The sequence below is a fragment of the Pantoea sp. EKM10T genome (assembly GCF_011800685.1).
Taxonomy (GTDB): domain Bacteria; phylum Pseudomonadota; class Gammaproteobacteria; order Enterobacterales; family Enterobacteriaceae; genus Pantoea; species Pantoea agglomerans.
Genome location: NZ_JAALEU010000001.1, coordinates 571,692 through 592,124, shown reverse-complemented (window position 1 = coordinate 592,124; position 20,433 = coordinate 571,692). Strand labels below are relative to the sequence as shown.

The following is a 20,433-nucleotide window of genomic DNA, read 5'->3' as shown; positions in this document are numbered from 1 at the left end:
TCATGAATGTCTCGCCAGCGGCCCGGCGTTAAATATTCTATAAGCCATTTTACCTTCTCCTGCTCCGGTCCATAGCCCATCCTTTCTGCCTGCATAAACATCTCCTTTTCCTATGGCTCGCCCCATATTTTAATCTGACCTCCCTCCAATCCCCCTGAAAAACCCATCCATCATCACTATTACCTCTGGCTATAACCTGCCGTTATACCCTCCTGCTAAACAAGCATTCGTCACCTTTCAGAGCGCATGAAATAGTGGTTTCAGAACCTGATCTTTTGGCTGAAACGAGAGACAACATGCTAATCCCACAACCCTATTTACTCTTTCTTGGCGATGTTACCGATCCCCTTGCGGCAAAAACGGCGCGCGGTATTCATACTTGGCGGCCGGAGCAGTGCGTTGGCGAAATTAAACTGCCGGGCTGCACGGTCAGTCTGGGTCTGGATGAACTGGATATTCCCGGCGCCAAAGCGCGCGGCGCAAAAACGCTGGTGCTTGGCACTGCCAATGCCGGGGGCTATCTGCCAGCGCACTGGCTGGAAACGATCAAAGGTGCCATTAAAGCAGGCATGAATGTGGCCAGTGGTCTGCACCATCGGCTGGTTGATGAGCCGGAACTGGTGACGCTTGCACAGGCTTCTGGCGTTGAGCTTTTTGACCTGCGTCATATGCGTCCAGCGCTCAGTGTGGGCAGCGGTAAGAAGCGTTCAGGTAAGCGGATACTGACGGTGGGTACAGACTGCTCAGTGGGCAAGATGTACACCTCACTGGCGCTGGAAGCGGCGATGCGTGCGCGCGGCCTGAAAGCTGATTTTCGTGCCACGGGGCAGACCGGCATTCTGGTCGCAGGGGAGGGCATTGCTGTGGATGCGGTCATCGCTGATTTTATTGCCGGTGCAGCAGAAGCGCTTTCACCGGCGAATGACGAGGACCACTGGGACATCGTTGAAGGCCAGGGCTCACTGTTCCACCCCTCTTATGCGGGCGTCAGTATGGGGCTGATGCACGGTGCGCAACCACACTGGCTGGTCATGTGCCATGAAATGGGACGTCCTCATATGCGTCATTTACCACACCAGCCCATGGTCAGCCTGCAGGCGTGCGTTGAAGCCAATCTGCGTGCCGCACAGGTGACCAGTGAGTCGGTTCAGCTGGCTGGCTTTGCTATCAATACCTCCAATTACAGCGAAGAAGAGGCGCTCGCTTATTGCGCCGAAATCAGCGCTGAGTTTGGCTTACCTGCCACAGATCCGGTGCGTTTTGGTATTGATGAGATCGCCGCACTGCTTCAGGAGCGTGGCTGAAATGAGAAAGTTGCAGATTGATGTGGTGGAGCTGCCGCTGGCGCGACCCTTTGCTATCGCACGCGGTACCCGTACCGCCGTGACGGTCATCCGTGTCACCCTGGAGCAGGAGGGATTCATCGGGCAGGGCGAATGCACACCAACGGCCCGCTACGATGAGACGCCGGATAGCGTTCAGGCCATGCTCGAAGCGGTACGCACTGACATTGAGTCGGGCCTCAGCCATCATGATCTGCAACACCGCTTACCCGCCGGTTCAGCGCGCAACGTGCTGGACTGTGCGCTATGGCGACTTGATGGCGCACGGGCTAATCAAACGCTTTGGCAAAAGAGCACCTGCTCTCAGCCTGAGTCAGTCATTACGGCAGAAACCCTTAGCCTGGATACGCAGGAAAATATGGCTCTCGCAGCGGCGGATGCCGTGTCACGAGGCGCCATCCTGCTCAAAATTAAGCTCGACCGCAGTGAAATTCTGGAAAAAGTGGCGGCGATTCGCGCGGCGGCACCGCATGCCACGCTCATTATCGATGCCAATGAAGCCTGGTCGGGTCTGGAACTGGAAAGCCTGCTGGTGGCACTGAAGGCCTTCAACATCGCGATGGTGGAGCAACCCCTTCCCGCCGGACAGGACCATGACCTGTTACGTTTCAAACATCCCATACCGGTCTGTGCCGATGAGAGCTGCCATACGCGGGCGGATATTGCCGGATTACGCGATCGCTACGAGATGATCAATATCAAGCTGGATAAGTGCGGTGGCCTGACTGAAGCGCTGGCGATGGTGGATGAAGCCCGGACGCTCAATATGCGCATTATGGTCGGTTGCATGCTGGGCTCGTCACTGGCCATGGAGGCCGCATTGCCCGTCGCGGTTAACGCTGAGTTCGTCGATCTGGATGGCCCCATCTGGCTTGCCGCCGACAGTTCTCCTTTCCTGAGCTACTCCCAAGGCCGTATCTGGCTATAACTCTGTGAGGCGACGATGACGGACACACAACGTACTTCCCCTGCAACCCGCGCTGCCTCTGCCTCTCCCGTGCTGGCGATTCAGGATCTCAGCGTCTCGTTTCATGGACGCAGCGGTGAGAATCAGGCACTCAAAGGCATCAGTTTTGCCATTCATCCAGGTGAAATCGTCGCCATCGTGGGTGAAAGTGGCTCAGGTAAATCTGTCACGTCGCTGGCTGTGATGGGCTTGCTGGCAAACAACGGACGTGTCGATGGCGGCAGCATGCAGTTCCGAGACCGCAGCGGAAAAGTGCATGCGTTAGAAACGCTGGATGACGCTCAGCGCCGCACGTTGCGTGGCCGTGAAATGGCGATGATCTTTCAGGAGCCCATGACCTCGCTGAATCCGGTGCTGCGCATTGATGATCAACTTACCGAGGCATTACGCGATCATCAGCAGTGCGACAGAAAGCAGGCCCATGCGCGGGTGCGTGAATTGCTGCGACAGGTGCGTATCGCCGATGTGGATCGCGTCATGAAAAGCTATCCTCACTCGCTGTCAGGCGGCATGCGGCAGCGTGTGATGATTGCGCAGGCCCTTGCCTGTGACCCACAACTCCTGATTGCCGACGAGCCTACCACAGCGCTGGATGTCACCGTACAGGCGCGCATTCTCCATATTCTGCGTGAGCTGCAACGCGAGAAACAAATGGCGGTGCTGTTTATCACTCATGATATGGGTGTGGTAGCGGAAATCGCCGATCGCGTGGTGGTCATGCTGCGTGGCGAAGTGGTAGAGCAGGGAACCGTGTCTGAGATTTTTGCCGCCCCGCAGCATGCGTATACCAAAGCGTTACTGGCGGCAGTACCAAAACTCGGTGATATGCGGGAACACACATGGCCGCAACGCTTTCCTCTGCCCGGTGCCCGCGAGACTGTGCAAGGCGAACAGCATACCGCGCGCTATGACGTGGCGCCGCTGCTGGATGTGCGCGGATTAAAAGTCTATTACCCGATTCGCAGCGGCATCTTATCGAGCCTGACGCATCATGTGCATGCGGTTGAGCAGATTGATTTCAGTCTGTGGCCAGGTGAGACCCTGGCCATCGTGGGTGAAAGCGGCTGCGGCAAATCGACAACCGGACGGGCGCTGATGCGCCTTATCAACAGTGAAGCTGAAAGTATTCACTTTGAAGGAAAGGAAATCTCTGACCTGAAAGAGGCAGAATTCCAGCCGCTCCGCCGTGAAATTCAGATGGTGTTTCAGGATCCCTATGCGTCACTGAATCCCCGCCTGACGGTGGGTTTCACCATTGCCGAGCCGTTGCTGTTACATGGCATGGTCTCTTCGCTTGAACAGGCTTCCCCACAGATAGATGCGCTGCTCAAGAGCGTCGGTCTCCTGCCAGAGCACGCGCGTCGTTATCCGCACGAATTTTCTGGCGGTCAGCGTCAGCGTATTGCCATTGCCCGCGCCATGGCGCTGAAACCGAAAGTGATTATTGCTGATGAAGCGGTATCGGCCCTTGATGTCTCGATTCAGGCGCAGGTGGTCAATCTGATGATGGACCTGCAGCAGAAAACGGGTGTGGCATGGATTTTCATCTCTCACGATATGGCGGTCGTCGAGCGTATTGCGAATCGCGTCGCGGTGATGTACCTCGGCCAGATTGTGGAGCTTGGACCGCGCCAGTCGGTATTTAATCAGCCGCAACACCCCTATACCCAACGTCTGCTGGCCTCCGTGCCGGTAGCGGATCCTGAAAACCGTCAGCCCCGTATTTTCGATGACAGCGAAATCCCCTCGCCGTTGCGTAAGGTGGGTGAAACGGTCACTAAAACCCGATATCGGCAGGTTGCCCCCCAGCACTGGGTAGCTGACGGCATTGCATTGCAATAATCCTTAACGACCAGGAGAATTTATGAAAACGCTGTTTCGCCGTACTTCGCTCGCCCTCGCATTGACGACGACGCTGGTCATGACTGCGCAGGCACAGGATCTGCGCATTTCAATGTATGCTGATATCACGGGGCTGGATCCGCACGACACCTCGGATAATGTCAGCTACTCGGTTCAGAGCGGCATCTTTGAGCGCCTTTTCCAGTTTGATTCCCGGATGAAGCTGCAACCCTGGCTGGCGACCGGTTATACCTCTAATGACAGTGCCACCGAATTTACGCTGACGCTGCGCAAAGGCGTTACCTTCCAGGACGGTACCCCTTTTGATGCAGATGCCGTCAAAGCGAACCTTGATCGTCTGGCAGATCAGAAAAAAGGGCTGAAGCGTAACAGCCTCTACAAAATGATTGATAAGGTCACGGTGCTGGCACCCGACCAGGTAAAAATCGATCTGAATCAGTCGTTCGGTGCCTTTATCAACACCCTGGCGCATCCTTCCGCAGTGATGTGGAGCCCGTCAATTCTTAAGCAATATCCGGACGAAGCGCAGTTGCGACTGCATCCGGTGGGAACCGGTCCGTTTACCTTTGTTGACTGGAAACCGGGTAAAGCCGTTACGCTGGCCAGATATGCAGGTTACTGGCAGCAGGGATGGCCTAAAGTCGACCATGTCATCTTCTCTCCAAGTCCCGAAGATGCGACACGGGTGGCAGCGTTGAAATCGGGCCAGGTAGATGCCATCTGGCCATTGCCTTCAGACCTCATCGCAGCCGTTCAGCAGGACAGCCACCTCTCCATTCAGCGCGATCCGAGCATTTATCTTTATTACATGGCGATCAACACGCAGCACAAGCCGCTGGCCGATGTTCGGGTGCGTCAGGCAATCAACTATGCGATTGACCGTAATCTGTGGCTGAAAGTGGCCTTTGCTGGTCTGGGCAAACCTGCCACATCCGCGATCCCGGAGGGCGTACAGTTTTATCAGAAACAGGACGATCCTGATTACGGCTATGCGCCGGATAAGGCCAAAGCCTTGCTGAAAGCGGCGGGTTATCCGGAGGGACTGGATCTTAAGCTCTGGGTGACCAACGCCACGGCCAGCGTCCGTGCCGCTCAGGTGCTGAAAGCGCAACTGGCCACGGCAGGCATTCGTGTCACGGTAACACCGATGGATTCTGGCACGCGCAACGCTAAGTTGTGGGGCGTTCAGGACCCGAAAAAGGCGGAGTTTGACCTCTATTATGGCGGCTGGTCGACCTCTACAGGGGATGCCGACTGGGCGCTGCGTCCGCTGTTTGCCACCGAGTCTTGGGCTCCGACCTCGTATAACGTCTCCTACTTCAGTAACGCTGATGCAGACAAAGCGATTGCTGCCGGGCTGGCGACGGCCGATCCGGCAAAGCGTGGCATCGCCTATGCACAAGCGCAAAAGGTGTTGTGGAAAGAAGCACCAGTGGCGTTCCTTGGCACGCCAGACAATCTGGTCGGCAAACGCAACACGCTGAGCGGCGTTTCGATGTTGCCTGATGGCAATTTACTGTTCACTCAGGCGTCCTTTAAATAAGACGGTCTCTTCTTCCTCGTCCCCTGTCCGGAACGGATGAGGGACGTGAGGAGGCCAGTCGCACCTCATTTCAGGGAATGGCATGTTTGCATACATCATTCGCCGATTGCTGGAGATGATCCCGGTTTTGCTGGTGGTCTCGTTGCTGGTTTTCGGTTTTATCAAGCTCATGCCGGGCGACCCGGCGCGTATTTATGCCGGACCGGATGCGCCGGTTGAGGCGATCGAAGCGGCGCGTCAGCACCTCGGGCTTAACGATCCGCTGCCGCAGCAGTATCTCCACTGGATCGGCAGCCTGCTGCAGGGCGACCTGGGCACCACGTATCGTACACAGCAACCGGTGCTGGAGGTGATCAAAGAGGGCTTTATGCCGACGCTGTGGCTCGCCTTAGCGGGTTTTACCTGGTCCGTCATTCTCGGCTTGTTATTCGGCGTTATGGCTGCACTGAAACGTGGAAGATGGCAGGACTGGACGCTGATGAGCGTGGCGGTCGGCGGCATTTCGATGCCAGCCTTCTGGCTGGGGCTGTTGCTCATCCAGTTCGTCGCGATGCCTTTTGGGCTGTTCTCGGTCAGCGGCTTTAACAGGGCCAGCGATATAGTCCTGCCCGCCATCACGCTGGGTTCGTCGGTTGCGGCGGTAATGGCGCGCTTTACCCGTTCGGCGTTTCTTGAGGTGGCGCAGGAAGATTACGTGCGTACCGCCAAAGCCAAAGGGCTGCGTAACCGCCTGGTGACGTGGAAACATGTGATGCGTAATGCGCTCATCCCGGTGATTACTATGCTGGGCTTACAGTTCGGTTTTCTGCTGGGCGGATCCATCGTGGTGGAGAGTGTTTTCAACTGGCCAGGGTTAGGCTGGTTATTGATTGAGTCGATCAAAGCGCAGGATCAGCCGGTCATTCAGGCGCTGGTGATGCTGTTCGTGTTTGAATTTATTGTGATTAATCTGCTGGTCGATCTGCTTTACGCGGTGGTTAATCCGGCCATTCGTCTGCGACAGGAGCCAAAATGAGTATTCAATCGCTGACTGAAAATCCGCCTCAGATTATTCGTTCGCCGTGGCGCGATTTCCTGCATGCCCTTGTGCGGAACCCTCTGGCGCTGGTCTCAGGTGGGTTTGTGCTGCTGTTGATTGTGGTGGCGATTTTTGCGCCCTGGCTGGCGCCCTGGGATCCCATGGCTCCGGACTGGATGGCGTTATCGTCGCCGCCAACGGCGGCACACTGGATGGGGACCGACGAACTCGGGCGCGACCTGCTCAGCCGCATTATCTATGGCGCGCGTATCTCGCTCTATATCGGCGTGCTGTCGGTGACGATCGGCATGCTGGTCGGGGTCATGCTGGGCTTACTGGCGGGCTATTACGGCGGTTGGGTTGATATGCTGATCATGCGCGGTGCCGACGTATTATTCGCGTTTCCCGGCATGTTGCTGGCCATTGCGGTGGTGGCGCTGCTGGGGACGGGCCTGAACAATGTCATCATCGCCGTCGCGGTATTCAGCGTGCCGGTATTTGCCCGCATCGTGCGGGCTTCGACGCTCTCTCTGAAGCAGGCTGCCTATGTTGAAGCCGTGCGCTGTGCCGGTGCACCAGACAGCGTCATTATCCTGCGGCATATTCTGCCCGGCACGCTTTCCAGCGTGATTGTCTATTTCACTATGCGCATTGGCACCAGTATTCTGACAGCCGCGGGCCTGAGTTTTATCGGACTGGGTCCGGAGCCTGACGTGCCTGAATGGGGCAATATTCTGGCGATGAGCCGAAGCATGATGATGGCCGGATCGTGGCACATGAGCGTATTTCCGGGGCTGGCGATCTTTATTACCGTGCTGGCTTTCAATCTGCTTGGGGATGCGCTGCGCGACACGCTCGATCCAAAACTCAAGGGCTGACTATGGATTTCCAACAATTGCAGCGTGAACTGCTGCTGAACCGCTGGCGTGACCTGCGTCAGCTTGGGCAGCCGCGAAGCGCCTGCGGACCCACCAATCGAATCAGCGATGTTGCGGGCGTGCGTGTCGGACATTGCACGCTGAATGAAGGCGGAAAGCAGACTGGCGTAACCGCTATCGTACCGCCGGGCGACAATCTGTTTCTCACGCCGCTGCCGTGTGGGGTTGAGGTCCTGAACGGCTTTGCGAAACCCATCGGACTGATTCAGATAGAGGAGCTTGGCGTGCTTCAGACGCCGATTCTGCTCGGTAACACGCTGGCGGTCGGCACGCTGTTTACCTCGCTGGTGCGGGATGCCATCAGTCGTAACCCGGAACTGGGACGAACACTGCCCACGGTCAATCCGCTGGTGCTGGAGTGCAACGATGGCTGGCTGAATGATATCCAGGCGCTGGCCATCACTGAAGCGATGGCGCAGGAGGCGCTGCAGACGGCCTCAGCGGACTTCGCGCGCGGCAGCGTCGGCGCGGGGCGCGGGATGAGCTGTTTCAGCCTGAAAGGGGGCATCGGAACCGCCTCGCGGGTTATTCCCTCGCTCAACGCCACGCTTGGCGTGCTGGTGCTGGCCAATTTCGGCGCACTGGAGGCATTAACGCTCGATGGCGTTCGGGCTGGCGAGATGATTGCGCCGCTGCTGGCCGGGGAGACGCCGCAGCTGGATGCCGGTTCGGTCATCATCATCATGGCGACGGATGCACCGCTGGACGCACGTCAGTTAAAGCGCATCGCGAAGCGAGCTGGCGCCGGCCTGGGACGGCTGGGCAGTTACTGGGGCCACGGCTCGGGCGACATTGCGGTGGCGTTTTCAACGCAACCTCTACCGCAACCGCCACAGGACGACACGCTGGAGCCGCTGCTTGCTGCAGCGGCAGATGCAACTGAACAGGCTGTACTGGATGCTTTGCTGAGCGCTGAGGCTGTTACCGGCTTTCGCGGTCATCATCGCCCCTCACTGACGCAGATTCTGGATAGATTAACGACATGAAAATTTTTATCTCGGCCGACATTGAAGGCATCGCGGGGGTCATGCGCCCGGAGCAATGTACACCCGGCCACCCGGAACATCAGCTGGCCCGTGGTCTGATGGAGCAGGAAGTGAATGCTGCGATTGTGGGGGCTTTTGCAGGCGGGGCAACGGAAGTGGTGGTGGCAGACAGCCATGCGCAGATGACCAATTTGCGTGCGGAAAATATCGATCCCCGCGCCCGGCTGGTGCAGGGAAAACCCCGTGTCCTGTCGATGGTGGAAGGGATAGAGCAGCAGACGTTCGACGGGCTGTTTCTGGTGGGATTTCACAGCGCAGCAGGTGAACCCGGCGTACTGGCGCATACCATCAACGGCCGGGCATTCTGGCGTATCCATATCAATGGTCTGGTGATGGGAGAAACCGATATTTATGCGGCCGCCGCTGCTGAGCACGGCACGCCATTGCTGCTGGTCACCGGCGACGATCAGTTACAGAGCTGGATTGCGGAACACTACTCAGCAGTCAATTACGTCTGTGTAAAACGCGCCATTTCGCATTCCTGCGCGGAATCAATCAGCCCACAAGCGGCACAGCGTGCGATCGCTGCCGCAGCAAGCGCCGCACTGCAACATCTCCCTCAGGTGAGCACGAGCCGCCTGACGGCACCTTACGCTATGCGCCTTCAGGCCACTAAACCGGTGCTGGCCGATCTGTTCAGCCTGATCCCCGGCGTCACGCGCCTGGATGCCGTTACCGTGGCGTATCAGGCGGAGAATATGGAAACGTTAATCAGCTTACTCAGTGCATTCTCCTATCTGGCGAGCACACAGTCATAGCGAAATTATCCCGGGCTGCATGCAACGTCAGCCCGTTAAGCCCGCCGTTCCGGTTCTCCTGAAACCACGCTGCCAGGCACACGCCTGTAGTGCGGGCTGTGCATGCGCATCCTCCCTCTGACGAGTCAGAATCGTTGCTGGCTTAAATCCGCTCAACCCACGCTGCTGACCAGCGCTCCTTTAACTGCACCACGGCAGCGCGAGACCCGCTCCCTGCAAAGGCTTCAGACGGGACTGCCGGGTGCGGATGGGGGCGAGACAGGCAACTGAGCCTGCACCGGTTTTGCGGTACAGTTTTTGCAACAGGATAATGATTGCTTTCTCACCCTCCGCCTGGACCTGAGCGTACAGCCTGTCGGAGAGGCCTTCGTTTTCGGTATTCCATCCAGGGTAAATAGTCATGCGGCTCCGCCATATAGAGGTCTTTCAGGCCATCGTACAGACCGGCAGCATCAGCGCTGCGGCGCGCTTGCTTAATGTCTCGCAGCCCAATATCAGCCGTGTGCTGAATCATGCTGAGCAGCAATTGGGATTTGCGCTGTTTGAGCGACGTATACAGGGAATGAGTGTGACGGCAGAAGGGCGACGTCTCCTGCCTGAAATAGACGATCTCTGGCAGCGCCTGCAATCAATCACCCAGCTTACCGAACAGCTGCGGCGTGGCGAAGGGCAGTTAGTTCGCGTCGGCGCGGCTCACGCTTTTGGTCAGATGGTTTTGGCACCCGCATTGGTCACCTGGCGGCAACAGATGGCCTCGGTCAGTGTCGAACTGGTCACCGAGCACTTTAGTACCTTATGCCAGATGATTCTGGATAATCAGCTCGATTTCGCGCTGGTTTTTGGTCAGCAGGTCGATGCGGATCTTCTGGCTGAACCTCTGTTTCAGTCTTCGATGGTCGCGCTGTTACCGCTCAATCACCCCCGTAATGAACCCGTTACGCTTGCGTGGTTATGCAACAATAATTTACTGATGATGCAGGCTCAGGATCCGCTTGGACGCGTACTTCACCGAGCGCTGCGCGATAAAAAACTGAATCCCGCCGTGTCGTTGTCGATTAAAACCTATTCGGTCATTGCGGATATGGTGCTGGCAGGCGGCGGCACGGGCGTCGTGGATCTCTTCACCGCCTGTCGCTATGCCGAACAGCTAAAGCTGCTACCCATAGCACAGCCCCTGCCGTTTGAAGTGATGCTGATCAGCCGCCGTGACCAGCCACAGTCGCAGTCCACTCTGCAGCTTAAGCAGGTCATCCGTAACAGACTGTGGGAGATCGCCCGGCAGTGCGAAACGCAGTTTATTCGGGGCTGAAGTAAGTGCCGTGCTTCACCGCTACCCATCCGGCTATTTTGTGAGATGCATCACAAAATTTTTAGAATTTCTTCCTGATTTGAAACCAGGCTCGCTCGCGCATCACTCAACCCTGACGCTGCGGGGTGAGTTGCTCATTTCGCAAGTTATCAACTGACCGGTTAGTGATAACCGGTACAACCTGGCGGAGTGAGAATTATGGATGGAATTAGACGCACACCTTCCCCTGTGCATCACGAAACGATTGAAATGCCCACGCGCGGTGGGCCATCAACAACTGAAGTCACTGCTACAACCCCTGCTGCGAGGGCTCGTTCTGCGGAGATTAGCCGTATTACAGCTACTCTGCATAACGCGTGTAAAGGCGGAGAGAACGTGCGTGATTACCTGGCAGGAATCGCTGTCACCCTGCACGATGAATTGCATCAGACGGACGATCAGGTAAAAGATGTCATCAAACTGGCTCACAGCTGCGACACGATGATTATGGCCAAGGCAAAGGGGGCGATTGGAATGACCTATGCCCTTTCCGGTGTACCTGGCGATCTGGTCGGCAAGGGGATAGCTAGCGCAATGAAGCTGGAGCCGGGCACGCCCATGCACAACTTTGTCGCTGGCGTAGCGGGGGGGATGACTGCAGTGGCTTTTAAAGCGGTGCTCACTCGGGTTATCGGTAGCAGCATCCAGGATTCGAGATGGATGCAGGCAGATATGGATGCACTGGAGCCTCTTATGAAAGATGAGGCAGAAAAACGCGAGACATTTGGGCATAAATTAAAAATGACGGCGCTGGGCGGGACGGGCTTTAACGTCCGCAACCCGGTGACGGGTGGAATTTCCAGTGCAACCCAGCTATTACCCGAAAATAAGCCGCGGCCAGAACCGATGGGGATTATACAGGGTGCGCTCAAGCCGGGTTATGCCATCAACCAGATTGCAGGTTTTGGCCTGACTTCCGCTGCCGGTGCATTGAGTGGAGTTGTGGAAAACTACTACGACAACCTGCACGGCGCGGAGTTTTTATTTGGCCGTAACGACTGGAAGGATCGTTATATGTCGCTGTCCAGCGGGCACACGAATAGTGGCGAGGGGAGCCACTTCGATGCGGTGTGGGAACACGCCAAAGCACCAAAACGTTGGGTTGAAGGCGTTACAACGCTGAGTGCATTAAGTGCGGTAGCCTCTGAGACGATGGAAGCGCTCGGTTTGGGCATCGGAGCGGGGGCGGCACGTGTGACCAAAGGTGGTGCAGAGAAGCTTTTCACCTCCGGCAAGACAAGTGCGGCAGAGACCGCTTTGGATCTGGCGAACAAATCCGGCTTCCGCGTTTCCCGCGAAAGCATTGGCAATGCGGCGGCCCTGGTGCCAAACGCCTATTCTTACCTGCAACAGGGGGTGTTCGGTCTTCTTTATCAGGAGGCTGAGCGAGCAGTGGCAAACAAGCTGCACCCGAAGCCCGCCGACGCGACAGAAGAGGAAGCCCCGGTGAGTTCAGGGGCGAGAACACCTGAAGGCGCGCCAGCACCCAGCGTGGGTACCGAGGCGAGAACCCCGGCCGGCACGCCAGCACCCAGCGTGGGTACTGAGGCGAGAACCCCGGAAGGCACGCCAGCACCCAGTGTGGGTACCGAGGCGAGAACCCCGGAAGGCACGCCAGCACCGAGTGTGGGTACCGAGGCGAGAACGCCTGCCGGTACGCCAGCACCCAGCACCGGTACCCGGGCGAAAGGGCCGTCAGAAGAAGGCGAATCGGACAGCGATAGCGTACATTCGCATAACTCCGGGCCATTACGTAATACCCCGCCTGAGCGTTCATCAGAAATGCGCGCTGCGGGTGATACCTCTGCATGGTGGCACTCGTTCCCGGACCTGGCGAATATCAAAAGCCCACAGCCTGAGAAGTTAACCCAGGCTGACTATGAGGCCATCATCGCCGTCCTTGAAGCTGAAGCAGAGAAGATGAGCGAGCGCATTGCCGAGATGATACCGCTGCCGGACTCCTTACCGACATCATCAGCATCATCAGTGACATCCGGGTCATCTGCGTCATCAGAAGCTGCAGGGCCTGCAGGATCGCCAGAACCTGAAGAAACGAAAAAAGCCTCCTGATACCACACCTTAAAAGCCGCAGCGATGCGGCTTTTTTTTTACGCCGAATTTGCGCTGTCTCACGCGCTGCCCGGAACTCCCGCCTCGCGCTTTCCACTCAATCGTACCCCGGTCATAGCGGGAGAAAGGCGCCAGTCTGGCTGGCGCTAACGATGACGCTTTGTTGAGAGGAGAGAAGAATGAATATCTCGTCAGGTTCGGCTTTCGGGCCGATACAGCCGCAACTGCCTGATTTTAGCGCGCTCGATGAAAAAAATTTAGCCTCGTTTACTCCGCCAGATTCTGGCGCCAGTGGCCAGGCGATTAACTTTGGCAATGATGCCATGAGCGGCACGGATTTCAGTAGTCTCACCGCCACGCCCGACAGTGTGAGCAACCGGGATCCGATGCAGATGCAGGGGCTGATGCAGCAACTGGGGCCGCAAATAGAGGCATTGCTGCAACTGCTATTAATGCTGCAACAGCTATTCGCTGGTCAGCAGCAAAATAACAGCGCCGGAGCCGGGCGTGGCGGCGGTGCCGATATGCCGGATACCTCAGCAGAAGAGGGGGCTTCGCTCACCGCACCGTTTAATGCCGCGATGCAGCAGCCTGTTAACCCGACTGAATCCGCTTCTGCACAGCAACCGCTAACGGCCAGTACAATGCCACAGCCAGGTACGGCTTCTGATGCTGCACTAAATACGCCTGCCCGGCAGACGCCAGCATCCGGCGGCGTCCCGCTGATAAAAGGCGAGTCGGGGTTACATTTACCTGCCCCGTTACTGGATCATGAGCAGGCGATAATGCGTGCCGCCAAAGAGACTAGCCAGGCGCCTGAAGTGCTGGCAGCGCAAATCTGGCAGGAGTCGCGCGGAAAAACAGAGGCGACCACCGTGAACGGCGGTAATGGCCTTTCCGACAGCGGCCTGATGCAGGTTAATTCCAACACCTTCGCCGATCTGCAAAGCAGATACCCGCATCTGCTGGGGCCAGATGCCAGCCCGTCCAGCCCTGAAGACAGCATCATGGCTGGCGCGCTCTATCTGAAAGAGCAGCGGGAGGCTTTTGGGGGCGATCCCGGTGCCGGGTTGCGAGCTTATAACTCAGGGCCAGGGAATGTGAATGTCAACGATCTGACGGATATCTCGAAAACCGGAACCGGCGATCCGACCTATGTTGGAAAAGTGCTCAACTTTGCCGACATTATCTCCAGCGGCAAAGGCACGTTACCTGCATAACGCGCAAAAAAAGTCCCTGTACCGGGTACAGGGACAAACATGAGCAGCCTCAAAATCAGGCAAACGGCGGCGGTTCGTTCTTGCCTTTCCCCCCGCTATTTTCCACCGCAATCTGTACGGTATCGGTCGCTGCCGTGATGCCCCAGCCAATCGGCCCACGCGCCGCGCTCATTCCACCCTCGGCCAGTCCTTTCAGGCCACCGGTAAAGACTTCGCCCACATTGCGGGCTTCGCCAATATTGTTAAAGAAAGGCGCGGCAACAGATTTGAGAATCGGGATGTTCGACAATATTTTGCCGAACTCACCCATGCCCCACTGGAAGTTGTCTTTATTGGTACCATCCATACGAACGTGCGAATCATTCGTCTCCGGCAACTGTTTATTCTCCGGCAGCATCTTCAGACCCTGTTCGGCGATATCCTTCAGTACACCCGCCTCGGTACCGTGGCGCGCGTCACCATCTTTGGTGATGCCCTCTATTTTGTCGTTAGCTGAGATCTCCTTCCGCTCGCTGCCATCACGCGCATTCAGGCCTTTTATGCTGTTTAACACGCAGGCCATGTTATACGCCGCATCAGCACGACTCTTCGGATCTTTATTGGCATCCGTCCAGTCGCCGAAGCGCTCTTTTAGCTCTGCCTGCTTGATATCTTTCTGGTTGCCAAGGTTTTTCAGCACCGGGTTTTCATCAATGATCTGTTCGGCGCTGCGGTTATCACCCGGTGGACGACCCTTCAGATTCTCCTCCGTCGGCCTGACGCGGATGTCCTTCTCACTGGTTCGCATGCCATCGCCCGGTGCCTGTGGAATATCTTCACCGGATGTTTCGCTGGCAAATAACGCCGTGGGCATCGTCCCTTCTTCAGCGGCTGCCGGATCGACAAGCGCCCCCAATCCAGCCTGCGTTAAAAGCTGATCAAGCTCCCGGATCGGATCGGACAGGCCCGCCAGCGGCGTTCCGCTCCCACCGGAGTAGCTGATGGGGAGATCGCTGCCCGGGACCGGGAACGCGGAGCCGGGCAGGGGAGTGGATAATGGCAGGTTACCCGGCAGTGGCCTGCCGGGTGAAAAAGCGGGGGTTATTCCCCCCCCGCCAGGTATTGGCATAACCATACAAGCCCCCTGAGTTAGCTCTGCGGATTTTTCTGGGAAGATTGCCCCTCACCGCCGCCCAAAAGCCCCTGCAACAATGAAGAAAGCCCTAACAGGGACAGCAGGTTTTGCATCATTCCGCCCTGTTGCCCACCATTGTCAGTTGCTCCCTGAGCCGGTGCCTGTGGTGCATTACCGCCAGATTCTCCGCTGTCTGCCCCTTTACCTTTATCTATCCCCATCATCTGCTGGAGCAGTTGCTGAAGCATCTGCATCAGCTGCTCAAGCGGATTGCCGCTGTGATTCGTGCCCTGTGAAGGTGCAGGCGTGCCCGGTTGCTCCGGCTGCTGCGCCTTATTACCGCCGCCCAACAGCTGTTGCAGGCCTGTCAGCATCATAATCTGCTGCAGTAAGCCACCGCCCGACGGGGCGTCAGGCGAGTTTGCACCGTTTGCCTGGCCGTTTTTCTGACTTCCGCCTGAACCGGTCAGCGAAGCCAGTGTGCTCAGGCCGTCAAAGGCATTACTGGCAAAATTGAGCGGGCCTGTTTTCGCATTATTGAGAAAAGGTAACGACGATTTTCCGGGCTGATCGGGTAAGTCAGGTTTACCTGACGGACTGCCCCCCGTCTTGCCTGGCATATTTGCCGGAGGCATATCGATTTTGTTCGCGTTTGTAGCCCCACCACCAAATCCTGGAATCTTCATGAATTTATTCCTCAGAGTTAATAAGTCAGCGATTGATTGGGCAGCAACAGCGGTAACATTTTGCAATCCTGATTACTGCCGATTGCACAATTTTACCGTTCAGGCTGATGCTACCTCGCACTGTGAGTGGCGGTTGTCCCGGGATGGTTCCACTAAAAATGTTCCCTTTGTGATGCGGGTTCAGATTTATAAAAATCCAGCGGCACCGCCATTAAGAAATTATCATTCTGTTTTTGAAGGTTTTTCTGTGAGTCCTGTAGGGTAATCCTTACCGGGTGAGCGTCTATCCCTACAAGATAATAATCCTGGACTGATAGCGGGGATGACCTGATTGGGTGAGAGTGAGGCCGCGGTAAATTTGTAATTCTTTGCATCAGGCTCTGCTTCCAGAACATCCACAAGTGCTGAACGAGCAGCGCGCCTCATGTAAGGCGCGCTTATGCGAAGCTAATGGAGAATGTATGGTTCGTCTTTACAGGACACAGTCAGGCCACGGGACTGTCGATGAGGAGAGTGAGGATAACGTCTTACGCCAGGTTGATTCCCGCCCGGATGCGGCGGCGGGTTACCCGGAGCCCGTAACCGATATCCATACTCATCTGTATAAGATTTTAAATACGATTGCACCGTTAAACATAGATGTCTTAATCGAGGGAGAAACGGGTACAGGGAAAGATGCACTGGCCCAGCGGCTGTATCAACTTTCCGGCTGTCGTGGCCCGATGGTGCCGGTCAACTGTGCGGCCATCCCGGAGACACTTGCCGAAAGCGAGCTGTTTGGGGTCATGGCCGGGGCGTTCACCGGCGCAAGCAGTTCCCGTGCCGGGTATATTGAGAGTGCTAATCACGGCGTGCTGTTTCTGGATGAAATAGACAGTATGCCGCTCACGATGCAGGCTAAGCTGCTGCGTGTACTGGAAAATCGCGCGGTAGAGAGACTGGGCAGCACCAAAAGTATCGGACTGGATCTGCGGGTGGTCGTCGCCTCGCAAATTCCACTGGCGCAGCTGGTGGCTCAGGGCCGTTTTCGTCGGGATCTCTTCTTTCGCCTCGACACAATTAAAATTTCCACGCCAACCGTGCGATCACGACCGGAGCTGATTTTGCCCATGTTTCGCCAGTTTACGCAGGAGGCGGCGCTGCGTCTGAATCAGCCTCTGCCGGCAGGATCGCTCGCGCTTGATGAGACCCTGCTGCTGCATAGCTGGCCGGGAAATATCCGCGAGCTGAAAGCGGCGGCAGAACGCTTTGTGCTGGGCTTACCGCCGCTGTGCTGTGAGATAAAGCAGGAAGGGCGCGTGTTATTAAAAGACAGAATGCGGCGCATTGAGCGCAGCCTGATCCACGACTGCCTGAACCGGCACGACAATCGTATCGATGATGTCATTCTTGAGTTAGGAATTCCCAGGCGCACCCTTTATCACCGCCTGAAGCTGTTAAAACTTACCGCCTGACATATCGCCCACCTCTCTTGCCGTGGGCCAGCAGGCTTAATCTGCATAAATATTTTCTTTGCGATGGAACCGGATAGCTTCATTGATTACTTAATGAATGCAACACCCAACTACAACCTATCATCAACGCGAGGAATGACTATGTCAGGTGCTAGCTTACTTTCCAACGGGATCACCAACGCAGCTTCTGCTTACACTCAGGTTGCCGGTGCTTACAACGGTGCGAAATATATGGTCCGTTCGCAACAGGCGATGGACAAGATGCAGGAAAACCAGGCCGATAAAATGGATCGCGATGTAGAGTTCCAGCGCATTAACGGCATCGCCGAAAGTAATGCGCAGGCCGCGTCAGCCGCAGCCCAGGTCAAAATTCAGTACTAATCGACTCCGGCAGGGAGGTGTTTTTTTGTCTCCCTGCTCTCTAATGCCACAGGAGTTTTACTGATGAAAGTCTCTCAATCTTCCTTGCTCACTTCAGAACCGGTTCCGTCAGTCGAAATGTACCAGGAAGCACCGTCGGCGGAAGATATTCAATGGTTTAATGCAAAGCTTAATGGCCCTGCGCCTGACAGCAGCCAGATGAGCTCTTCAGAGCCTGGCGTGGTCGGCAATATTCTGCAATCGCTGAGCGGCAACCAGCGTGCGCAAAAAGAAGCCTTTAACGATCTCAGAGTCGCTTCGCGGTCATCCAGTGCGGAAGATTTCTCCCGCGCCAATGCGCAGCTCTCTGATTACTATATCGAGAGTCTGATGAACGCCAAAGTGATTGCCAAAACCGTTCAGTCAGTCGATAAACTCAGCAACCTGCAGTGAATCTTATGAATGGCGCTGTCATTAAATGCTTCTGTGCTCTGTGCCTGGCGCTGCTGCTTACCGGCTGCGGTGATCAGACTCAGTTGCACAGCGGACTGTCAGAAAACGATGCCAACGATGTGGTGGCAGAACTGAGCCGCTTTAAGATTGAGGCGGATAAACAGGTTTCTAAAGAGGGGGTTAGCGTTAGCGTCGCGCGGAGTGACATTGAGCGGGCGGTGAATATCCTCAATGCCGCCGGACTACCTCATCAGGCGCGAACAAGCCTTGGCGCGGTTTTTCAGAAAAGTGGTGTTATCTCCAGTCCGCTGGAGGAACGCGCCCGCTATATCTATGCGCTGTCACAGGAGGTAGAAGCGACACTGTCACAAATTGATGGCGTCGTGGTGGCGCGTGTGCATGTCGTATTGCCCGAGCGTATCGCCCCCGGCGAGCCGGTTCAGCCCGCTTCCGCCTCGGTATTTATCAAATATCATGAAAACCTCGATCCGGACAGTATCGAACCGCGCATTCGCCGGCTGGTGGCAACCAGCATTCCGGGGCTGGGCGGGCGCGATGACCGCGATCTGGCGATTGTCTTTGTCCCGGCGAAAGCCTGGCAGGATAAAATTGAAATGGTGCAGCTGGGGCCGTTTCAGCTTAGCCCGGAACGTTACGGGATGGTCAAGATAGTTACAACATGCTTTGGGGTGCTGCTGCTGTTACTCGTGGCAAATGCGTTCATTCGTCAGGCTCTGAGTCGTAAGCGCCTGGCTGCACAGGCGAAGTGATTGATTATGCTCAACGCTGCGCCTGATGAGGAAATTACCCTGCGCTGGTTACGCTGGTGGCACGCTGACTTTTGGTTACAGGCTGATGAAAGCTGGTGCACCCAGCCACTGGCCCGTTTATCTGCGCCTTTGCAGAGGCACTATCTCCGCCAGCATGCCTCGTGCTGGCACCACACGCTGGGTGTATCAGGCGAACTGGTCGCGCCGGAGCCGATGGTGCTGGCCATCAGCGACTTAAGCTGCGAACAGCGCGCGCAACTGTTGATTTTAGTCGCGGAAATTTGCGCCGGAGCCATGCCGCTACCCGCAGAGCTAAAGATCTGGTTGCGGCGTCTGGCGAAAGGAATGCGCATTGAGTGCTGGCTGCCCGCCGGGCTTTTCACTACTGGCGGCAGCGCCGACAGCCTCTGTCTGCTGCAGGCGTTATTTCCGGCTATCTGGCCGCGCCTGCGGCTACTCTTCCCTGTAAGCGACGCGCCGGTAAACCCGGCACTTTCACTGCCTGGCCATCGTCTGCGTCCTTTATGGGAAACGGCGCTCTGGCAGGTGCAACAACATTCGGGAGAGACGCGCGATGTGGAAACTTAAAAGCCTGCATCTGCAGGGCGGCAGCGCCTCACCGGGTAATGTGCTGCGCCGCGAGGAAATTGCGCTCAGGCTTGAAGCGGCTTCCATTATCGAGCTGGCCCATAAACAGGCGCAAACGATCCGCGAGCAGGCACGCGCCGAGGCACAAGCCGAAAGGGCGGCCAGCCAGCGCGAAGGGGAAGCCCGGTTCTGGCAGCAGGCGCAGACGCTCTTTGCGGACTGGCAGGAACAGCGTGCAGCCGAAGAGACGCAGCTGGTGTTGCTCGCTGGAAAGGTTCTGAACGAGGCACTGGAACACCTGCTCGATGAGGTGGATGATGAGCGCCGTTTTCACGCGTTGCTCAGACAGTTGTTGCGTCACTATCCGCGTCAGCAGCAGGCGACGCTGTATTGCGCCAGTGGGCAGGAGCAGGAGATTAACGGCTGGCTGGTCGCGCAGCCGCAGCTTCGCTGGACGCTGTGCGCCGACCCGGCGCTTGAGCCAGATCGCTTGCGGCTTATTACCGACGCAGGCGAGCTGATGGTTAACTGGCGGACGCTGTACCAGCAGCTCGCGCCAGCGCTGGCAGAAGAGAATGCATAAAAAAAGCAAAAACAGTGGAACTGTTTCGCTTGTCGCGCCACTTAACAGGGGTGTCCAACAAGAGGAGTCAACATCATGAGTTCCAGCGATCTGTTACAGCGTCAGTTATCTTCCAACTCAAACCGCAAACATCATGAAGCCTATCAGTTTGCCCGCGATGTTTCGGGCGAATCGTTCAGCATTGCGGATATGTATGCTTTCCAGAATCGCCTGCAGGATATGTCCAACGCCAGCTGGGCAAGTTCGCAATACACCCAGTTCAGGTTTGGTATCCGTAAAGCGATCATCGACGCTGTTAACTAAGCCCCTGT

22 protein-coding genes are annotated in these 20,433 nt (G+C 56.6%); 19 read left to right on the top strand and 3 right to left on the bottom strand.

All coding sequences use genetic code 11. The features are described 5' to 3' along the window. The first annotated feature begins 296 nt into the window (after positions 1 to 296). The 8 genes from dgcN to HFD95_RS02750 all read left to right on the top strand — a co-directional run bounded on the left by dgcN (position 297) and on the right by HFD95_RS02750 (position 9,476). Positions 297 to 1,304 (top strand): N-acetyltransferase DgcN, encoded by a 1,008-nt coding sequence (gene dgcN / locus HFD95_RS02785; protein ID WP_167429798.1) that lies wholly within the window; start codon positions 297 to 299, stop codon positions 1,302 to 1,304. A 1-nt stretch (position 1,305) separates the two neighbouring features. Further along, a complete protein-coding gene (gene dgcA, locus HFD95_RS02780; protein WP_143790020.1) occupies positions 1,306 to 2,271 on the top strand; it encodes an N-acetyl-D-Glu racemase DgcA in 966 nt (321 codons plus the stop codon). A gap of 15 nt (positions 2,272 to 2,286) precedes the next feature. Then, a complete protein-coding gene (locus HFD95_RS02775; protein WP_167429797.1) occupies positions 2,287 to 4,152 on the top strand; it encodes an ABC transporter ATP-binding protein in 1,866 nt (621 codons plus the stop codon). Between the two features lie 22 nt (positions 4,153 to 4,174). Continuing rightward, positions 4,175 to 5,716 carry a glutathione ABC transporter substrate-binding protein gene (locus HFD95_RS02770; protein WP_167429796.1) on the top strand — a complete coding sequence of 514 codons (1,542 nt, stop codon included), beginning with the start codon at positions 4,175 to 4,177 and terminating at the stop codon, positions 5,714 to 5,716. A gap of 82 nt (positions 5,717 to 5,798) precedes the next feature. After that, entirely contained in the window at positions 5,799 to 6,731 is a 933-nt protein-coding gene (locus tag HFD95_RS02765; protein WP_060680040.1) for an ABC transporter permease, read from the top strand. After that, positions 6,728 to 7,612, top strand: a complete 885-nt coding sequence (locus HFD95_RS02760) for an ABC transporter permease subunit (protein WP_033786129.1) — start codon at positions 6,728 to 6,730, stop codon at positions 7,610 to 7,612. The genes HFD95_RS02765 and HFD95_RS02760 overlap by 4 nt, the downstream gene beginning before the upstream one ends. A gap of 2 nt (positions 7,613 to 7,614) precedes the next feature. Beyond that, on the top strand, positions 7,615 to 8,658 hold the full coding sequence (locus HFD95_RS02755; protein WP_167429795.1) for a P1 family peptidase: 1,044 nt from the start codon (positions 7,615 to 7,617) through the stop codon (positions 8,656 to 8,658). Continuing rightward, positions 8,655 to 9,476: a M55 family metallopeptidase gene (locus HFD95_RS02750; protein ID WP_167429794.1), complete on the top strand. Its 822-nt coding sequence runs from the start codon at positions 8,655 to 8,657 to the stop codon at positions 9,474 to 9,476. The genes HFD95_RS02755 and HFD95_RS02750 overlap by 4 nt, the downstream gene beginning before the upstream one ends. A gap of 180 nt (positions 9,477 to 9,656) precedes the next feature. Here HFD95_RS02750 and HFD95_RS02745 read toward each other — a convergent pair whose 3' ends face one another. Then, a complete protein-coding gene (locus HFD95_RS02745; protein WP_167429793.1) occupies positions 9,657 to 9,878 on the bottom strand; it encodes a hypothetical protein in 222 nt (73 codons plus the stop codon). On the opposite strand from HFD95_RS02745, the gene HFD95_RS02740 reads away from it, so the two are divergent. The 3 genes from HFD95_RS02740 (at position 9,877) to HFD95_RS02730 (ending at position 14,114) form a co-directional block, all read left to right on the top strand. Next, complete coding sequence (locus HFD95_RS02740) at positions 9,877 to 10,785, top strand: LysR family transcriptional regulator (RefSeq protein ID WP_167429792.1); 909 nt, start codon at positions 9,877 to 9,879, stop codon at positions 10,783 to 10,785. The two genes, HFD95_RS02745 and HFD95_RS02740, sit on opposite strands and share 2 nt — an antisense overlap. A 375-nt stretch (positions 10,786 to 11,160) precedes the next feature. Continuing rightward, complete coding sequence (locus tag HFD95_RS02735) at positions 11,161 to 12,894, top strand: hypothetical protein (protein WP_167429791.1); 1,734 nt, start codon at positions 11,161 to 11,163, stop codon at positions 12,892 to 12,894. Positions 12,895 to 13,073: 179 nt separating this feature from the next. Continuing rightward, a complete protein-coding gene (locus HFD95_RS02730) occupies positions 13,074 to 14,114 on the top strand; it encodes a lytic transglycosylase domain-containing protein (protein ID WP_167429790.1) in 1,041 nt (346 codons plus the stop codon). Between the two features lie 55 nt (positions 14,115 to 14,169). Here HFD95_RS02730 and HFD95_RS02725 read toward each other — a convergent pair whose 3' ends face one another. Continuing rightward, positions 14,170 to 15,228 carry a hypothetical protein gene (locus HFD95_RS02725; RefSeq protein WP_061901516.1) on the bottom strand — a complete coding sequence of 353 codons (1,059 nt, stop codon included), beginning with the start codon at positions 15,226 to 15,228 and terminating at the stop codon, positions 14,170 to 14,172. 14 nt (positions 15,229 to 15,242) lie between these two features. Continuing rightward, positions 15,243 to 15,914 (bottom strand): hypothetical protein, encoded by a 672-nt coding sequence (locus tag HFD95_RS02720; protein WP_010669965.1) that lies wholly within the window; start codon positions 15,912 to 15,914, stop codon positions 15,243 to 15,245. Here HFD95_RS02720 and HFD95_RS02715 point away from each other — a divergent pair. From HFD95_RS02715 to HFD95_RS02680, 8 genes are all read left to right on the top strand, one after another. After that, positions 15,913 to 16,179: a hypothetical protein gene (locus HFD95_RS02715; protein WP_148037976.1), complete on the top strand. Its 267-nt coding sequence runs from the start codon at positions 15,913 to 15,915 to the stop codon at positions 16,177 to 16,179. The genes HFD95_RS02720 and HFD95_RS02715 overlap by 2 nt on opposite strands. Positions 16,180 to 16,375: 196 nt before the next feature. Beyond that, the gene (locus tag HFD95_RS02710) at positions 16,376 to 17,368 is read left to right on the top strand and encodes a sigma 54-interacting transcriptional regulator (protein ID WP_010245942.1); all 993 of its coding nucleotides are present in this window, start codon (positions 16,376 to 16,378) and stop codon (positions 17,366 to 17,368) included. A 141-nt stretch (positions 17,369 to 17,509) separates the two neighbouring features. Further along, a complete protein-coding gene (locus HFD95_RS02705; protein ID WP_010245940.1) occupies positions 17,510 to 17,749 on the top strand; it encodes a hypothetical protein in 240 nt (79 codons plus the stop codon). 63 nt (positions 17,750 to 17,812) lie between these two features. Next, positions 17,813 to 18,181: an EscI/YscI/HrpB family type III secretion system inner rod protein gene (locus HFD95_RS02700; RefSeq protein WP_010669966.1), complete on the top strand. Its 369-nt coding sequence runs from the start codon at positions 17,813 to 17,815 to the stop codon at positions 18,179 to 18,181. A 5-nt stretch (positions 18,182 to 18,186) separates the two neighbouring features. Then, the gene (gene sctJ / locus HFD95_RS02695) at positions 18,187 to 18,951 is read left to right on the top strand and encodes a type III secretion system inner membrane ring lipoprotein SctJ (RefSeq protein ID WP_167429789.1); all 765 of its coding nucleotides are present in this window, start codon (positions 18,187 to 18,189) and stop codon (positions 18,949 to 18,951) included. Between the two features lie 6 nt (positions 18,952 to 18,957). After that, positions 18,958 to 19,539 (top strand): serine kinase, encoded by a 582-nt coding sequence (locus HFD95_RS02690; protein ID WP_235038332.1) that lies wholly within the window; start codon positions 18,958 to 18,960, stop codon positions 19,537 to 19,539. After that, positions 19,526 to 20,122 carry a type III secretion system stator protein SctL gene (gene sctL / locus HFD95_RS02685; RefSeq protein WP_122888957.1) on the top strand — a complete coding sequence of 199 codons (597 nt, stop codon included), beginning with the start codon at positions 19,526 to 19,528 and terminating at the stop codon, positions 20,120 to 20,122. Before HFD95_RS02690 ends, sctL begins: the two co-directional genes overlap by 14 nt. 75 nt (positions 20,123 to 20,197) lie before the next feature. Beyond that, complete coding sequence (locus tag HFD95_RS02680) at positions 20,198 to 20,425, top strand: hypothetical protein (protein ID WP_010245930.1); 228 nt, start codon at positions 20,198 to 20,200, stop codon at positions 20,423 to 20,425. Positions 20,426 to 20,433 lie beyond the last annotated feature (8 nt).

Coding starts and splice junctions, on each gene's coding strand:
- HFD95_RS02725 (WP_061901516.1), bottom strand. CDS start 15,228: ATGGTTATGCCAATACCTGGCGGGGGGGGAATAACCCCCGCTTTTTCA.
- sctJ (WP_167429789.1), top strand. CDS start 18,187: ATGAATGGCGCTGTCATTAAATGCTTCTGTGCTCTGTGCCTGGCGCTG.
- HFD95_RS02770 (WP_167429796.1), top strand. CDS start 4,175: ATGAAAACGCTGTTTCGCCGTACTTCGCTCGCCCTCGCATTGACGACG.
- HFD95_RS02710 (WP_010245942.1), top strand. CDS start 16,376: ATGGTTCGTCTTTACAGGACACAGTCAGGCCACGGGACTGTCGATGAG.
- sctL (WP_122888957.1), top strand. CDS start 19,526: ATGTGGAAACTTAAAAGCCTGCATCTGCAGGGCGGCAGCGCCTCACCG.
- HFD95_RS02740 (WP_167429792.1), top strand. CDS start 9,877: ATGCGGCTCCGCCATATAGAGGTCTTTCAGGCCATCGTACAGACCGGC.
- HFD95_RS02730 (WP_167429790.1), top strand. CDS start 13,074: ATGAATATCTCGTCAGGTTCGGCTTTCGGGCCGATACAGCCGCAACTG.
- HFD95_RS02745 (WP_167429793.1), bottom strand. CDS start 9,878: ATGACTATTTACCCTGGATGGAATACCGAAAACGAAGGCCTCTCCGAC.
- HFD95_RS02775 (WP_167429797.1), top strand. CDS start 2,287: ATGACGGACACACAACGTACTTCCCCTGCAACCCGCGCTGCCTCTGCC.
- HFD95_RS02690 (WP_235038332.1), top strand. CDS start 18,958: ATGCTCAACGCTGCGCCTGATGAGGAAATTACCCTGCGCTGGTTACGC.
- HFD95_RS02765 (WP_060680040.1), top strand. CDS start 5,799: ATGTTTGCATACATCATTCGCCGATTGCTGGAGATGATCCCGGTTTTG.
- HFD95_RS02750 (WP_167429794.1), top strand. CDS start 8,655: ATGAAAATTTTTATCTCGGCCGACATTGAAGGCATCGCGGGGGTCATG.
- HFD95_RS02700 (WP_010669966.1), top strand. CDS start 17,813: ATGAAAGTCTCTCAATCTTCCTTGCTCACTTCAGAACCGGTTCCGTCA.
- dgcN (WP_167429798.1), top strand. CDS start 297: ATGCTAATCCCACAACCCTATTTACTCTTTCTTGGCGATGTTACCGAT.
- HFD95_RS02680 (WP_010245930.1), top strand. CDS start 20,198: ATGAGTTCCAGCGATCTGTTACAGCGTCAGTTATCTTCCAACTCAAAC.
- HFD95_RS02715 (WP_148037976.1), top strand. CDS start 15,913: ATGAATTTATTCCTCAGAGTTAATAAGTCAGCGATTGATTGGGCAGCA.
- HFD95_RS02720 (WP_010669965.1), bottom strand. CDS start 15,914: ATGAAGATTCCAGGATTTGGTGGTGGGGCTACAAACGCGAACAAAATC.
- HFD95_RS02760 (WP_033786129.1), top strand. CDS start 6,728: ATGAGTATTCAATCGCTGACTGAAAATCCGCCTCAGATTATTCGTTCG.
- HFD95_RS02755 (WP_167429795.1), top strand. CDS start 7,615: ATGGATTTCCAACAATTGCAGCGTGAACTGCTGCTGAACCGCTGGCGT.
- dgcA (WP_143790020.1), top strand. CDS start 1,306: ATGAGAAAGTTGCAGATTGATGTGGTGGAGCTGCCGCTGGCGCGACCC.
- HFD95_RS02705 (WP_010245940.1), top strand. CDS start 17,510: ATGTCAGGTGCTAGCTTACTTTCCAACGGGATCACCAACGCAGCTTCT.